The sequence below is a fragment of the Enterovirga sp. GCM10030262 genome, from assembly GCF_042666435.1.
Lineage (GTDB): Bacteria > Pseudomonadota > Alphaproteobacteria > Sphingomonadales > Sphingomonadaceae > Allosphingosinicella.
In genome coordinates this window covers 1-15219 of record NZ_JBHTDC010000002.1, presented here as the reverse complement: position 1 = coordinate 15219, position 15219 = coordinate 1, and the positions used below count along the sequence as shown (strand labels likewise).

The following is a 15219-nucleotide window of genomic DNA, read 5'->3' as shown; positions in this document are numbered from 1 at the left end:
GCGCATCCTACATCGGCCAAGAACCCTTCAGGAGAACATCATGGCTACCAAGACCGTCACCGACGCTTCCTTCCAGAATGACGTGCTGGGCGCGTCCGGCCCCGTTCTCGTCGATTTCTGGGCGGAATGGTGCGGCCCGTGCAAGATGATCGCGCCCGCGCTGGAGGAGATCAGCGACGAGATGGGCGAGAAGGTCACCGTCGCCAAATTGAACATCGACGACAATCCCGACGCGCCGGCCAAATATGGCGTGCGCGGCATCCCGACCATGATCCTGTTCAAGGACGGCGAGCCCGCCGCCACCAAGGTCGGCGCCGCACCCAAGAGCGCGCTGCAAAGCTGGTTGGAGGGAGCGCTCTAAAAACCGGGAAGAGCGTCAGTCCCGGCCTTTGGGCCGGGACCGCTCGTGCCGCGGCAGATCGTCGGCGGTTTCGAACCACGCGATCTTGCTCGCATTGAAGATATGGAATTCGGGCGCCACAAGGCCCGGATCGTCCAGCGTCGCGACGCTGAAATCTATCGTGACGGGCTCGTCATCCACCTCCATCGCCAGCGGCGTGCCGCAGGCGCCGCAGAAGAGGCGGTGGCCGAAATCGCTCGACTGGAAGGTCTTCACCTGGTCGGCGCCCTGGGTGAAGACGAAGTCCTCCCGGCGGACGCCGGCGAAGACCATCGCCGGCGCGCCGGAATTGAGCTGGCAAATGCGGCAATGACACCAGCCGGCGTCGAACGGTTCGCTGCCGAGAACGTAGCGGACGGCGCCGCACGCGCAGCCGCCTGGAAAAGCGTGGTTCATGTCGCCCGGGCTATGCCTGCGGGCCGGGCGCGTCAATTGACTTGACCAAGGGCGAACCCTACATCGCGCGTCGACAATTTAGCGGGGGCGGCTGTCTTGGCCGCGACGATTGAACCGCGTCATTTGAAGACAGGAACGCCCATGTTTGGCGGATTTGCCAAATCCATTTTCGGATCGTCCAACGACCGCTACGTCCGCTCCCTCCAGAAGATCGTCGACAGGATCGGCGGTTTCGAGCCCGCCATCTCGGCCATGACCGACGACGAGCTTCGCGGCCAGACGGCGATCTTCCGCCAGCGCCTCGCCGACGGGCAGGCGCTCGACGACGTTCTTCCCGAAGCCTTCGCCACCGTCCGGGAAGCGGCCAAGCGCACGCTCGGCCAGCGCCATTACGACGTCCAGATGGTCGGCGGCATCGTCCTCCACCGCGGCTCGATCGCCGAGATGCGCACCGGCGAGGGCAAGACTTTGGTGGCGACGCTCGCCACCTATCTGAACGCGATCGAGGGCAAGGGCGTCCATGTCGTCACGGTCAACGATTATCTCGCCCGCCGCGACGCGGAATGGATGGCGCAGGTCTATCGCTATTTGGGCCTGACCGTCGGCGTCATCGTGCCGAACCTCAGCGACCAGCAGCGCCGCGCCGCCTATGCCGCCGACATCACCTACGGCACCAACAACGAATTCGGCTTCGATTATCTGCGTGACAATATGAAGTACGACCGCGCCCAGATGGTGCAGCGGCCGTTCAACTTCGCCATCGTCGACGAAGTGGATTCGATCCTCATCGACGAAGCCCGGACCCCGCTCATCATTTCAGGGCCCACCGACGACAAGTCCGAACTCTATATCGCGGTCGACGCGATCGTGACGCAGCTCGTCCCCGACGATTACGAAGTGGACGAGAAGCAGAAGTCGGTCGTGCTCACCGAGGACGGCACCGAGAAGGTCGAGCGCATGCTCGAGGATGCGGGACTGCTGTTCGGCGCCAACCTGTACGATTTCGAGAATACGCAGGTCGTCCATCACCTCAACCAGGCGATCAAGGCCAACGTCATCTTCAAGCGCGATACCGATTATATCGTGAAGGACGACAAGGTCATCATCATCGACGAGTTCACCGGCCGGATGATGGACGGACGGCGCTGGTCGGACGGTCTTCACCAGGCGGTGGAAGCCAAGGAAAAGGTCAAGATCGAGCCCGAGAACCAGACCCTGGCGTCGATCACCTTCCAGAATTATTTCCGCCTCTATCCCAAACTGAGCGGCATGACCGGCACGGCGCTGACCGAAGCGCCGGAATTTTACGACATCTACAAGATGAACGTCGTCACGATCCCGACCAACGTTCCCGTCCAGCGGATCGACGAGGACGACGAATTCTACAAGAATCAGGGCGACAAGTTCGCGGCCATCGCCAAGGGAATCAAGGAGAAGCAGGAGATCGGCCAGCCGGTGCTGGTCGGCACGGTCTCGATCGAGAAATCGGAGCTCCTGTCGGAATATCTGAAGCGCGAAGGCGTCCGCCACGAAGTCTTGAACGCGCGCTACCATGAGCAGGAAGCGCATATCGTCGCCCAGGCCGGCGCCCCCGGCGCGGTCACGATCGCCACCAATATGGCCGGCCGCGGCACCGACATTCAGCTCGGCGGCAACGTCGATTTTCGCATCGAGGATGAGCTCAGCGGAATGATGGAAGGGCCGGAGCGAGACAGGGCGATCGAGAAGATTCGTGCCGAGGTGGCCGAGGAGCGCGAGCGCGTGCTGGCCGCCGGCGGCCTGTTCGTGCTCGGCACCGAGCGTCACGAGAGCCGGCGCATCGACAACCAGCTGCGCGGCCGCTCCGGCCGTCAGGGCGATCCCGGCCTGTCACGTTTCTATCTCAGCCTCGACGACGACCTGCTGCGCATCTTCGGCCCGCAGACCATGTTCTCGCGGCTGATGAACAAGAATCTCGAGGATGGCGAGGCGATCATCTCGCCCTGGATATCCAAGGCGATCGAGACCGCCCAGAAGAAGGTCGAGGCGCGCAACTACGATATCCGCAAGCAGGTCGTCGAATATGACGACGTGATGAACGATCAACGCAAGGTCATCTACGAGCAGCGCGCCGACATCATGGACGCCGAAACGGTCGGCGACGTGGTCGAGGACATGCGCGCCGAGACCGTCAATTCGATCGTCGGCGAGGCGTGTCCACCCAACAGCTATCCGGAGCAATGGGACGTGCCGCTGCTCAAGGAACGGGTCGAACATGTGTTCGGGCTGCAGCCGGCCATCGACGATTGGCTGAAGGAGGATTCGGTCGATCCGGAGATGCTGGTCGACCGCCTGCACGAGGCGGCCGATGCACAGATCGCGGAAAAGATGGCGACGCTCAGCCCCGAAACCGCCATCCAGGTCGAAAAGAGCATCCTCCTCCAGTCGCTCGACCACCATTGGAAGGAGCATTTGGGGCTGCTCGACGCGCTGCGCCAGGTCGTCCACCTGCGCGCTTATGCGCAGAAGAAGCCGATCGACGAATATAAGCACGAGGCGTTCCAGCTGTTCGAGCGGATGCTCGGCGCGATCCGCGAGGACGTGACGCGGACGCTCGCTTTCGCGCAATTCAGCTTCCAGGCGCCTGAATTGCCGGACCTGCCGGACTTCGTGACGCATCATATCGATCCGTTCACCGGCGAGGACGACAGCGCCGATGTGGACGCCGCCACCGGCAACATCCTGTCCCGCCTGCCGCCGATGCAGATGACGCAGCCGTCCATGCCGGAGGACGTCGCCACCGACGAGCGCCCACCGGTCAGCCGCAACGCGCCCTGTCCCTGCGGTTCGGGACGCAAGTACAAGCACTGCCACGGCGCGCTGTAGGACCGGGCGCGCCGCGGCGGCGGCTCAGGCGAACTTGAAGCCTTCCTTGTTCATCATCGTGGCGAGCTTCGCATTCTGCTCGTCGGAGAGCCGGTCGCGGAGGCGGGGAAAGATCTCGTCCTCCTCCTCGCGCATATGCTCCTCGATCATGGTCCGGAAATCGCCCACCCTGGCGAGCCATTGCGGATCGTCGCCGGCCATCGTCTCCAGCTCGTAGAGATAGGTCTTCACATAGCCGTGATCCTCGTTGAGGTGATCGGCTTCCTCGGTGTCTGTCGCCTGACGCAGCGCCGGATAGATCACCATCTCCTCCTGGATCGCATGCTTGCTCAGCGCATATTTGAGCTTGGCCAGCAGGTGCGAGCGGCTCATCGTCTGGCTGTCGTCGGTGGCCTGCATCTTGTCGAAAATGGCGAGCGCCATCTCATGCTCGGTCTTGAGCGTCTCGGACCAGTCGCCGCTCGCCGCGCTCGCATATTGCACGAAGAATTTGCGGCCCATATTGGCGGCCAGGCCCAGCGCCGCGCCGGCGGCGGCCGCCCCCAGCAACATGCCACTATCGCTGTCGCCCCAGGAAAATGCGCTCCTGTGGGCCTTGTTGCCGCCGGCGCTGCCCGATTTTGTTTCCGTCTTGGTTGCCATTTCGACCTCCTCATCGTTCGCGGGGGCAACCTTCGAATGTGAGGCTGGGTTCCGCTTGACGGGAGAGTCCGAGCCTCGCCCAAGCCATGGCGAAATATGAGCTTTCTGCCGCGGCGGCATGTGCGGCGGGACGTGGCGGAGCCGGGGCAGGCGGCGCGGCGACCGCGTAGCCTTATGCCGGCGGGCCGCGTTCAATCACTGGCGCGGGGGCGCTCGGCGGCAACAGGAGCAGCAGCCATGAAGGCCCTCGTCTGGCACGGCAAGCAGGACATCAGATGCGACACCATCCCCGATCCCGAGATCGAGGACCCCAAGGATGCCATCATCAAGGTGACCAGCTGCGCGATCTGCGGTTCCGACCTCCATCTCTTTCACAATTTGATACCGGCGATGATGCCGGGGGATGTCGTCGGCCATGAGATGATGGGCGAGGTCGTCGAGGTCGGCAGCGAGACCCGCAAGCTCAGCAAGGGCGACCGTATCGTCATTCCCTTCACCATCAATTGCGACGAATGCGACCAGTGCCTGCGCGGCAATTTTTCGCTCTGCGAACGCTCCAACCGCAACAAGGATCTGGGCGACAAGGTGTTCGGCCATTCGACCGCCGGCCTGTTCGGCTACACCCACCTGACCGGGGGCTATTCCGGCGGGCAGGCCGAATACCTCCGCGTCCCCTATGCCGACGGCACCCATATCAAGGTTCCCGACGGCATGCCCGACGAACAGGCCCTGTTCCTCGGCGACATCTTCCCCACCGGCTGGCAGGCGGCCGTCCAGTGCGACATCCAGCCGACCGACACCGTCGCCATCTGGGGCGCCGGCCCGGTCGGCCAGATGGCGATCCGCAGCGCGATCCTGCTGGGCGCCAACCAGGTGATCGCCATCGATCGCCTGCCCGAACGGCTGAGCATGGCCGAAGCTGCGGGCGCCACGACGATCAACTTCGACGATGAAAGCGTCATCGAACGGCTCAACGACCTCACCGGCGGCAAGGGGCCGGAAAAGTGCATCGATGCGGTGGGCATGGAGGCTCACGCCACATCCCACGTCGATGCCCTATACGACAGGGTCAAGCAGGCGACGATGATGGAGAGCGACCGCCCCCATGTGTTGCGCGAGATGATCTATGTCTGCCGCCCCGGCGGCGTGCTCTCCGTCCCCGGAGTCTATGGCGGCCTCATCGACAAGGTTCCGTTCGGCATGGTGATGAACAAGGCGCTGACCATCCGCACCGGCCAGACCCATGTCCGCCGCTGGACCGACGACCTCACCCGCCGCATCGAGGAAGGGCAGATCGACCCCTCGTTCGTCATCACCGACACCGTCCCGCTCGACGAGGGGCCGGGCATGTACAGGGTGTTCGAGCAGAAGCAGGACAGTTGCATCAAGGTCGTTCTGAAGCCCTGAGGAGAAGCCGACATGACCAATGATTCAACCCTGGTGACCCGGCGCCCCGACCGGAGTTTCACCGTCACCGACCGCATGGCCCGAAACCTCGGCTGGTTCAGCATCGGCCTCGGTCTCGCCGAGCTGATCGCGCCCGACAGGATTGCCCGGTCCCTGGGCCTGGAAGGGAAGGAAAATCTGCTGCGCGGCCACGGCGTCCGCGAAATCGGCGCCGGAATAGGGGCCTTGTCCGTCGATCCGACCCCCGCAATGTGGAGCCGCGTCGGAGGCGATCTGCTCGATCTTGGCACGCTCGCCATCGGCTTCCGAGACGGCGATGAGGCGCAACGCCGTAACGCGGGCATGGCGATCGCCGCTGTCGTCGGGGTGACGATCGTCGATCTCATCACCGCCGCCAGCCTGACGCGCGAACGGCGCGAGAGTCGCGGCGAGCGGCGCGATTATGGCGACCGATCCGGCTTTCCCGGCGGGGTCGCCAAGGCACGCGGACAAGCCAGAGGCGACTTCGAGACACCTTGGGATATGAAGGCCGCGCCGGCCGAGCGGGTGTTGGGGGAGCTGGAGCCGGCCTGAATCGACCCATGCTCTAATCGGCGGCGACAAGCGCACCGTAGTTCCGAGGCAGTGTGAAGCCGAGACCGAGCACGTCGTCCGGATCGATCTCGAACGTCGCGGTGCCGCAATAAGCCGAATGACCGCCGACGCGGACGCGAACCGCGTCGGCGACGGAAGCGGGAACGATCTCGATGATCCGCGCGTCGAAGGGCACGCCTGTCGGGCCGAAGAAGCGCCGCTCGACCCCGAGTCCGATGAGCCCGCGTGCATAATCCCGCGCCATGCGGGCCGTGACGCCGCTGCCCGTCGGACTGCGGTCGATCTGGCCGTCCGCGAAGATGCAGAGGTTGTAGCTGGGCTGGGGCGGCGGGGCGTCGTCGGTCAGGATGGTGCCGTAGAGGAAAGCGAGGTCCGCTGCGTCGGGATGCACGATCTCGATCGCCCGTCGCCCCGCCTCGGTGATGGCCGCGCCCGCGGCGACCAGCCGGTCCAGCGGCGTTTCGAAGAAGTCCAGGCCCAGGCTGGAGGCGGGCAGCACCGCGTAGAAGGCCCCACCATAAACCAGGTCGAAGGAAACAGGGCCGAAGCCGGGCACCTCGACGCCGACATCCGCCTGGCTGAGGAAGGCGGGCACGCTGTCGAACGCGGTTCCGGTCACTCGGCCGTTCTCGACGCGGCAGCGGACATCGACGACGCCGCACGGCAGCTCGAGCGCGAAGCACGTCTCGGGCTCCTCGACCGCGATCCGCTTGCTCTCGACCAGCCATTTGCCGATCGCGATCGTCGCGTGGCCGCACATGGTGCTGTAGCCTTCGCCATGGGTGAAGAGGGCGGCGAAATCGGCGCCGGCGATGCTCGGCCGGACGGGGATTACCCCGTACATGCCCGAATGCCCCCTCGGCTCCAGCATCAGCGCCCGGCGGAGATCGTCATGGTGCACGGCCGCCTGCCGACGCTTGTCGAGTATGGTGGCGCCGGAAAGCTCGGGATAGCCGCCGGTCACGATCCGAACCGGCTCCCCGGCGGTGTGCATGTCGACGACGGTGAGGCGCCTGATAGCTGAATTCGTCACCTCATTCTCCCCGTCATTCACCGTTCCCGAACCTGCGGACCATACCTCTTGACAGGCTTACTGCCACGTATATCGTATTTCGTATACAGTAGTCGAATCGGTCGCAGAGCCGAAACGGGAGGTGTCATCCAACTGAATTCATAAGGTCGCCTCGCACGGGGTCGACCTCGCATACGAGCAAGAATCCAAAAGGATCAGCTTAAGGGGAGAGGTTCATGTCCAGTCATTCTATCAGGCTATCTTCGCGTCGCCGCTTGTTATTGTCTTCGTCGCTCCTTTGTGGAGTTGTTTTCCTGAGCCCCAATCTGGCGTTGGCACAGGACGCGCCCGAGACTCCGGCCGAAGAAATTCCCGCCACCGATCCCGCTTTCGCGGCCGCGCCCGAGGACACCGCGATCGTGGTGACCGGATCGCGCCTGATCCGCTCCGATCTCGCGGCGCCAAGCCCGCTGACGGTGGTCGGCGAGGATGACATCAAGCTTTCCGGCAGCGTGACGATCGAGAATACGATCAACGAATTTCCGCAGCTCTCGTCGGGCAACACCTCGAACGTCAACAATGGCGGGGGCTCGGGCGTTCTGACCGCCAACCTTCGCGGCCTCGGCGCCACCCGTACCCTGGTGCTCGTCAACGGCCGCCGTTTCATCCCGGCCAATTCCGACGGCCAAGTCGATCTTTCCTCGATCCCGGACGCGCTCATCAAGCGGGTCGAGATCATCACCGGCGGCGCTTCGGCCGTCTACGGCTCGGACGCCATTGCCGGCGCGGTCAATTTCATCCTCGACGACAGCTTCGACGGGGTCGAGGCGAGCTATCAATATGGGCAGACATTCGAGGACGACGGCGCCTCGCACAAGATCGACCTCACCGTCGGCACCAACCTGGACGAGAATCGCGGCAACGTCACCGTCTCCGGATCCTATACGAAACGTAATCCGATCTTCCAGTCGGGCCGGGCCTTCTCGGCGGTGCCGCTCGACACGATCAACGGAGAGCTCGTGCCCGGCGGCTCCAGCGCCATCCCCGGCACCCGCATCAGCCTCAGCAGCACCCAGCGCGACCAACTCGTCGGCGTCAACCTGACCCCGAGCGGGGCCTGCACCTCCATCACCGGCATCCGGTTCGGCGAGAACGGTCAGGTCCTGCCTTATTGCAACCCCGAGGACGCCTACAATTATTCCTCGTTCAACTACCTGCAGCGCCCGCTCGAGCGCATCCAGGTCTCCACTCTCGCCCGCTACGAGCTTTCGGATGCCGTCGAGATCTATGGCGAAGCCTATTACGTCAACACGCGCAACCGCTCCCAGCTCGCCCCGGATTCGGCAACCCCGGTGACCCCGGGCGCGGGCAGCGGCACCCTGCTCGTCCCCAATTACGCGACAAACCCCGGCCTGTCGGATGCGGTTCGCGACTTCTTCACGAACAATGCCGCCATCTTCGACGCCGACGGCGACGGAACGGCGGCCATCGTCGGGGCGGGCCGTCGCTACAGCGAGCTGGGGCCGCGCCAGAACTTCTTCGAGCGTAACGCCTTCAGCCTCACCACGGGTCTGCGCGGGTCCTTCGAACTGGCGGATCGGGACTGGAACTACGACAGTTTCTTCCAGTATCAGCGCAACCGCACGGACAGCCGAACACAAAACCTGATCTCGGGTACGCGGCTGAGCCAGGGTCTGGATACGATCGTCGATGCCGACGGCGACGTCGTCTGCCGTAACCAGGTCCTCGGCTGCGTTCCGGTCAACATCTTCGGGCTCGACAGCATCACGCCCGAAGCCGGCCGGTTCATCACGCCGATCCGCGCCAGCGATGACCGGTTCACGCGGACGTCGATGGGCGCGTCCTTGAGCGGCACCTTGTTCGATCTCCCGGCCGGGCCCGTCGCCTTGGCCATGGGTGTCGAGCACCGCAAGGACAGCTACGTCTTCAATCCCAGCCCGCTCGATCTCGCCAACGAATATGGCGCCGTCTCGCAGGCCGCGGTTGAGGGCGGCTTCAACGTGTCCGAATTGTTCGGCGAATTGCGCGTGCCGATCCTCTCGGACATGCCGTTCGCCGACACGCTCGCGCTGGAGGGCGCGGCCCGCTACTCCGATTATGGCGGCGACAACAAAACGGTCGGCGGCGTCTTCACATGGAAGATCGGCGCCGAATATGCGCCGGTCGACTGGTTCCGCTTCCGGTCGGCGTTCAACCGGGCGATCCGCGCGCCTACCATCAACGAGCTCAAGGATCCGATCTCCACCGGTTTCACGTCCGGCGAGGATCCCTGCGTCGCCTCGCGCAACCCCAGTCAGGCCCAGCAGGATCTGTGCGTGGCGCAGGGCGTTCTGCGCGCCGATCTGCCGACCTTCACCCAGGCGAATGTCGGCTTCGACGCCCGCACCGGCGGCAATCCGAACCTGACCGAGGAGAGGTCCAAGACCTTCACCTTCGGCGCTGTCGTCTCGCCGCCGTTCATCCCGCGCCTCAACATCACGGTCGATTATTTCAAGGTGTCGGTCGACGACGCCATCGCCCGGATCAACGCCAACCAGACGCTGAACGACTGCTTCACGACGCTGGACCAGAATTCGGCCACCTGTCAGGCAATCAACCGCTTCTCCAATGGCCAGATCAACTTCGTCTCGACCCAGCTCAACAATATCGGCTCGCTCAAGGTCGAGGGTATCGACGCGCAGGTCGATTACCGTCTGGACCTGCCCTTCGCGCAGATCGGAGGCGAGCGGGCGACTCTGGCCTTGAGCGCGGTGGCGAGCTTCCTGTTCGAGCGGTCGACGCAGGTGATCGCCGACCAGGACCCGCTCGACTGCTCGGGCCATTTCGGCGGCGGCTGCACCGGCAACGGCGTCTTCGCATCGCCCGATCTCAAGCTCAACCTTAGCTCGACCTACAACAGCGGGCCTCTGACCGTCAGGCTCGCCGGGCGGATGATCGGCGACATGAAGCTCTATCCGGGCCTCACCGCCGCCGTCCTGGAGGCTCCCGCGCAATGGTATTTCGACGCGGCGGTGACAGCCGAGGTGATGGAGGAGGTCGAGCTGTTCGGCGGCATCGACAATCTCTTCGACAACCAGCCGCCGATCCTCGGCACCGCCATTTCCGCGGACACCAATACCGATCCCTCGCTCTACGACGTCGTCGGCCGGCGCTTCTTCATGGGAGCCCGGTTGAAGTTCTGATCGTCCCTTGGCGCCGCCGATCCCTGATCGGCGGCGCTCCTTTTTCGGGAAGAGGATATATTTCGATGAAGATAGTACGTGCCAGGATGATGCGCTCACTGGGCGGCCTCGCTCTCCTCACCGCGCTGGCGACGATGCCCCTGCCGGCCGCGGCGGCTCCCGCTTCCGCCGCGCCCATCGCCGATCCGATCCCCGCCCGCACCGACGGCGTCGGCCCCTATCAGCGGACGGTGCTTCGCAACGTCACCATCGTCAACGGCACCGGCGCCCCCGCGCAGGGGCCGTTCGATATCGTCCTTTCCGGGGACCGGATTGCCGAGATCAAGTCGATCGGCTCGCCCGGAGCGATCGACGAGAGCCGCCGCGCCGCGCCCGGTGACCATGAGATCGATCTCACCGGCCATTATGTCCTGCCCGGCTTCGTCGATTCCCACGTCCACCTCCACAGCCTGGGGGACGGGCAGAACGTTCCTTCCGAATATGTGCTGAAGCTGTGGATCGCCAATGGCGTCACGTCGGTGCGCGACGTCGGCAGCAGCGGGCGGCCGATCGAATGGCTGGTCGACGTCAAGCGCCGCAGCGAGCGCAACGAGATCGTCGCCCCGCGCATCGACATCTACCCGATGTTCCAGGACATACTCGACAAGCCGGTCAACGACGCCGACACCGCGCGCTTCGCCGTCCAGGAAGCCAAACGCCGCGGCGCCGACGGCATCAAGTTCATCGGCGGCGAGGAGGACGTTCTCTACGCCGCGCTGGACGAGGCCGAGAAGGTGGGCCTGCGCACCACCATGCACCATGCCCAGCAGGTCGTCTCCTATGCCGACGTCCTCCAGACCTCGGCCCACGGCCTCGATTCGATGGAGCATTGGTACGGCCTGCCTGAGGCGATGTTCACCGACAAGGCGATCCAGGCTTTCCCCGGCAACTTCGTCAACAATGACGAGCAGATGCGGTTCGGCGAGGCGGGGCGCCTGTGGGCGCAGGCCGCCGAGCCGGGGTCCGAAGCCTGGAACAAGGTGATGGACACCCTCCTGGAGCGCAAGTTCGTGCTCAGCCCGACCTTCACCGCCTATCTCACCAGCCGCGATTTCATGCGCATGAGCCGGGCCTCCTGGCACGACGAATATACGCTCCCCGCGCTCTGGGACTGGTACCGCCCCAGCCGCACCAATCACGGTTCCTACTGGTTCGACTGGACCACCGAGGACGAGATGGCGTGGAAGGAGAATTACGGCCTGTGGATGCGGTTCGTGAACGACTACAAGAATCGCGGCGGCATCGTCACCGTCGGCAGCGACAGCGGCTACATCTACAATCTCTACGGCTTCGGCTACACCCAGGAGATGGAGTTGCTGCGCGAGGCGGGGTTCAGTTCATTGGAAGTGATCCACGCCGCCACCCAGGCCGGGGCGAAGGCGCTCGGCCATGACGACGAGGTCGGCACCATCCGCGTCGGCCGCAAGGCGGATCTGGTCATCGTCAAGGGCAATCCGGTTGCGAACCTGAAATTGCTCTTCGGTACGGGCACGCTGAAGCTCAACGACGCGACCGGCCAGGTCGAGCGCGTCGGCGGCATCCTCTATACGGTGAAGGACGGCATAATCTACGATGCCCGCAAGCTGCGCGCCGAGGTCCGCGACATGGTGGCGAGCCAGAAGGCGGAGCGGGACATACCGCCCGGCCCGATGACCATCGAAGCCGTCGACCTCACGCGATAACGAGACCCATGGAGGGGAAATTCATGAGACACATATCCATCGGCGCCATTGCGGCGGTCCTGCTTCTTACCACCCCGGCCGTTGCGCCGGCCGCGCAAGCCACGACCGGGGCGACGGCTCCCGTCCCGGGCAGCGCCGACGCGCGGCTCAAGGCTCTGTATGACGCCGAATGGTCCTGGCGCGAAAAGGAAATGGCGCGCGAACCTGGCGAGGAGGGCCGCGGCGCCTCCGCCGACCATATGCCGCGCGTCGACGCGGCAACCCAGCAGCGCCGGTTCGATTACTGGACGAACGTCCTCGCCGAGCTGGACAAGATCCCGCGCGACCAGCTGTCCGCCGAGGAACGGGTCAATGCCGACGTCTTCGAGACGATCCTGACCGCCTTCGTCAACGACATACGCTTCAAAACCTACGAAGCGCCGTTCAACTCCGACTCCTTCTTCTGGACCGGTTTCACGCCGCGCGAAGGCTATCAGGACGTCGCCGAATATGAGCGCTATCTGGGGCGCCTGCGCGACGTGCCGCGCTATTTCGGCGAGCATACCGCCAATATGCGCGCCGGCCTGGCCCGCGGCTTCACCGTGCCCAGGGTCTCCGTCACCGGCCGCGACAAGACGATCGAGCCTTATGTCGCCGCCGACGAGAGCAATCCGCTCTACGCGCCGTTCACCAAGATGCCCCCGTCCATCCCCGCCGCCGATCAGGCGCGGCTCCAGGCCGAGGCGAAGGCCGTCATCGCCGGTGAGGTCGCCCCGGCTTATGCGGAACTGCTGACCTTCATCCGCGACGAATATCTGCCGAAGGCGCGCACCGAGATCGGCGCGTCCACGCTTCCCGACGGCAATGCTTATTATCAGGCGATGATCGAGAAGTTCACGACGCTGAAGCTGACGCCCGAGGAGATCCACCAGATCGGCCTGGGCGAAGTGGCGCGGATCAGGGCGGAGATGGAGGCGACCAAAGAGGAGGCCGGGTTCGACGGCAGCCTCGCCGAATTCATGCACTTCCTGCGCACCGACCCCCAATTCTACGCCAAGACGCCGCACGAGCTGCTCGCCAACGCGGCGTACTGGGTCAAGAAGGCGGACCTGAAGCTCAAGGACACGATCGGCTTCCTGCCGCGCTTCCGCCACGGCATCCTGCCGGTGCCGCCCGCGCTGGCGCCGATCTATACGGGCGGCCGCGGCGGCCTCGAAAGCTGCCTGTTCAACACCTACAATCTGCCGGCGCGGCCGCTCTACACCCTGCCGGCACTGGCCCTTCACGAATGCACGCCCGGCCACAGTTTCCAGGGCGCGCTCGCGCTCGAAGGTCCGGAGCGGCCGGCCTTCCGCAACGCCAGTTCCTTCTCCGGCTATGGCGAGGGCTGGGGGCTCTACACCGAATGGCTCGGCACGGTGATGGACATTTACGAGACGCCCTATCAGGAGTTCGGCCGGCACACTTATGAGATGTGGCGGGCGGTGCGGCTCGTCGTCGATACCGGCATCCACCATTATGGCTGGAGCCGCGACAAGGCGCTCGCCTACATGAAGGAGAATCTCGCGCTCTCCGATCACGAGATCACGACCGAAGTCGACCGCTACATCGCCTGGCCGGGCCAGGCGGTCTCGTACAAGCTCGGCGAGCTCCAGATCCGCCGCCACCGGCGCGAGGCCGAGGAGGCGCTCGGGCCGAAATTCGACCAGCGCAAATTCCACGACGCGATCCTCGCCATCGGCTCCGTGCCGCTGCCGGTGCTGGAGGCGCGGATGGACAAGTTCATCGCCGACGGCGGCGAGAACCCGCCAATGGCGGCCGCCGCTCCCTGAAGCGGCGACTCCCGCCGGAAACGCCGCGCCGGCCTTGTCGAAGGACAGGGCCGGCGCGGTTGTTTTCCAGTGAGCGGGAACGGCTTCTCAGGCCGGGCCTGCCAATGTCCGCTAAGGATGGAAACCAGATACCCAGCGGGATAGATATTGCCGGATGACTGAGCACCAGTTCCGAACTTACTTCGTCCTCGGCCCGCTTCTGTTTAGCTCCATCGTCCCGTCGCTGATTTTCGGGATGGCGTTCAGCCAATGGGGCTCGAACGTCGTCTGGGGAAGTGTCTTTGGTCTGGGGTGGTGCTTGGCAGCTTTCGAATCTGGGACGGTGGTGCACGACACTCTCTCCACCACAATCGGCCTTGTCTGGGGCTGGTTCGTTCTCCTCCCCCTCTACTTCGCAAGCGGGTCGCTTTGGCGGCGAGTGAGCGAGAAGGGGCGTAGACGCGCTATTTCTGGATTGCTGGTGTCACTTCTCATAGCGGTGCCAGCGAAGACCATTATGGCTTGGGATCAGCACGGCTTTCACCTGCCCGACTACTCGCTGCATCTTGCGACATCCTACTGAGCCGAATGTCCGCAATGGGTGGAAAGCGGACATTCCGAAGACGGCCTCAAATGGGAAGGTCGACCCGGCTTCCGTGGGTGCCTTCCTCACCATCGATGTCGATTACAAGGGCGCTTTGGCTCCCCTCGTCGATGAGTATGAAACCATCGGGATAGACCCTCTCGATACGGTCGAGGGCGCGCAACAAGGCTTGGGTGGACATGAGTAGCGGCGGCTCTTCTTCGACGTTCCACCCCATGACGGTGATCAAATCAGACGTGCCGGCGAAGCGGCTCACCGCTCCCCTCAGATCGTCCACCTGTTCCAGCGGCCAAGAGCGCCCGCCCCTAAGGCGATCAATCAGCTTCCAGAAGCGGGTATGGGATACGGGAGAGGCAGCAACGCCATGGCTGGACCATAGTTTGACCAGCTCGGCGGCCCGCAACTTCAGCTGATTTTGTCGCAGCAGCTTCTGTAGCCGTTCCGGACTTCTCGTCATCACGACTGGATGCCCGCGCAACCCAATGTCCGCAATGGGTCGAAAGCAGACATTCGCCCGATGTCCGTTTCGGGTGGAAAGCCGACGTTCCCCATCCGTCTACCAGCTAATGGACCATGCCGTGCCTT

At 64.3% G+C, this 15219-nt stretch carries 12 protein-coding genes; 8 read left to right on the top strand and 4 right to left on the bottom strand.

The window, feature by feature from the left end:
* Window positions 1–40: 40 nt before the first annotated feature.
* Entirely contained in the window at window positions 41–361 is a 321-nt protein-coding gene (gene trxA / locus ACFQRC_RS09270) for a thioredoxin TrxA (RefSeq protein WP_379960471.1), read from the top strand.
* A gap of 15 nt (window positions 362–376) precedes the next feature.
* On the opposite strand, the gene ACFQRC_RS09265 is transcribed toward trxA, so the two are convergent.
* Window positions 377–796, bottom strand: coding sequence for a GFA family protein (locus ACFQRC_RS09265; protein ID WP_379960469.1), 420 nt, complete (start codon window positions 794–796; stop codon window positions 377–379).
* A gap of 141 nt (window positions 797–937) precedes the next feature.
* Here ACFQRC_RS09265 and secA point away from each other — a divergent pair, with 141 nt between their 5' ends.
* Window positions 938–3661 carry a preprotein translocase subunit SecA gene (gene secA / locus ACFQRC_RS09260; RefSeq protein WP_379960467.1) on the top strand — a complete coding sequence of 908 codons (2724 nt, stop codon included), beginning with the start codon at window positions 938–940 and terminating at the stop codon, window positions 3659–3661.
* Window positions 3662–3685: 24 nt separating this feature from the next.
* Here secA and ACFQRC_RS09255 read toward each other — a convergent pair whose 3' ends face one another.
* A complete protein-coding gene (locus ACFQRC_RS09255; RefSeq protein WP_379960465.1) occupies window positions 3686–4303 on the bottom strand; it encodes a hemerythrin domain-containing protein in 618 nt (205 codons plus the stop codon).
* A gap of 237 nt (window positions 4304–4540) precedes the next feature.
* Between ACFQRC_RS09255 and ACFQRC_RS09250 the strand changes: the two genes are divergently transcribed.
* Window positions 4541–5710: a zinc-dependent alcohol dehydrogenase gene (locus ACFQRC_RS09250; protein WP_379960463.1), complete on the top strand. Its 1170-nt coding sequence runs from the start codon at window positions 4541–4543 to the stop codon at window positions 5708–5710.
* Between the two features lie 12 nt (window positions 5711–5722).
* A complete protein-coding gene (locus ACFQRC_RS09245; RefSeq protein ID WP_379960461.1) occupies window positions 5723–6283 on the top strand; it encodes a hypothetical protein in 561 nt (186 codons plus the stop codon).
* 13 nt (window positions 6284–6296) lie between these two features.
* On the opposite strand, the gene ACFQRC_RS09240 is transcribed toward ACFQRC_RS09245, so the two are convergent.
* Window positions 6297–7337: a proline racemase family protein gene (locus ACFQRC_RS09240; protein ID WP_379960459.1), complete on the bottom strand. Its 1041-nt coding sequence runs from the start codon at window positions 7335–7337 to the stop codon at window positions 6297–6299.
* A 311-nt stretch (window positions 7338–7648) separates the two neighbouring features.
* On the opposite strand from ACFQRC_RS09240, the gene ACFQRC_RS09235 reads away from it, so the two are divergent.
* The 4 genes from ACFQRC_RS09235 to ACFQRC_RS09220 all read left to right on the top strand — a co-directional run bounded on the left by ACFQRC_RS09235 (window position 7649) and on the right by ACFQRC_RS09220 (window position 14613).
* A complete protein-coding gene (locus ACFQRC_RS09235; RefSeq protein ID WP_379960457.1) occupies window positions 7649–10519 on the top strand; it encodes a TonB-dependent receptor domain-containing protein in 2871 nt (956 codons plus the stop codon).
* 65 nt (window positions 10520–10584) lie between these two features.
* On the top strand, window positions 10585–12240 hold the full coding sequence (locus ACFQRC_RS09230) for an amidohydrolase family protein (protein ID WP_379960455.1): 1656 nt from the start codon (window positions 10585–10587) through the stop codon (window positions 12238–12240).
* Between the two features lie 23 nt (window positions 12241–12263).
* The gene (locus tag ACFQRC_RS09225) at window positions 12264–14051 is read left to right on the top strand and encodes a DUF885 domain-containing protein (protein WP_379960453.1); all 1788 of its coding nucleotides are present in this window, start codon (window positions 12264–12266) and stop codon (window positions 14049–14051) included.
* A 154-nt stretch (window positions 14052–14205) separates the two neighbouring features.
* Window positions 14206–14613: a hypothetical protein gene (locus ACFQRC_RS09220; protein WP_379960451.1), complete on the top strand. Its 408-nt coding sequence runs from the start codon at window positions 14206–14208 to the stop codon at window positions 14611–14613.
* A 46-nt stretch (window positions 14614–14659) separates the two neighbouring features.
* Here the strand turns inward: ACFQRC_RS09220 and ACFQRC_RS09215 are convergent, their stop codons facing one another.
* Complete coding sequence (locus tag ACFQRC_RS09215; protein WP_379960449.1) at window positions 14660–15091, bottom strand: hypothetical protein; 432 nt, start codon at window positions 15089–15091, stop codon at window positions 14660–14662.
* Window positions 15092–15219: the final 128 nt, after the last annotated feature.

Coding starts and splice junctions, on each gene's coding strand:
- trxA (WP_379960471.1), top strand. CDS start 41: ATGGCTACCAAGACCGTCACCGACGCTTCCTTCCAGAATGACGTGCTG.
- ACFQRC_RS09265 (WP_379960469.1), bottom strand. CDS start 796: ATGAACCACGCTTTTCCAGGCGGCTGCGCGTGCGGCGCCGTCCGCTAC.
- secA (WP_379960467.1), top strand. CDS start 938: ATGTTTGGCGGATTTGCCAAATCCATTTTCGGATCGTCCAACGACCGC.
- ACFQRC_RS09255 (WP_379960465.1), bottom strand. CDS start 4,303: ATGGCAACCAAGACGGAAACAAAATCGGGCAGCGCCGGCGGCAACAAG.
- ACFQRC_RS09250 (WP_379960463.1), top strand. CDS start 4,541: ATGAAGGCCCTCGTCTGGCACGGCAAGCAGGACATCAGATGCGACACC.
- ACFQRC_RS09245 (WP_379960461.1), top strand. CDS start 5,723: ATGACCAATGATTCAACCCTGGTGACCCGGCGCCCCGACCGGAGTTTC.
- ACFQRC_RS09230 (WP_379960455.1), top strand. CDS start 10,585: ATGAAGATAGTACGTGCCAGGATGATGCGCTCACTGGGCGGCCTCGCT.
- ACFQRC_RS09225 (WP_379960453.1), top strand. CDS start 12,264: ATGAGACACATATCCATCGGCGCCATTGCGGCGGTCCTGCTTCTTACC.
- ACFQRC_RS09220 (WP_379960451.1), top strand. CDS start 14,206: ATGACTGAGCACCAGTTCCGAACTTACTTCGTCCTCGGCCCGCTTCTG.
- ACFQRC_RS09215 (WP_379960449.1), bottom strand. CDS start 15,091: ATGACGAGAAGTCCGGAACGGCTACAGAAGCTGCTGCGACAAAATCAG.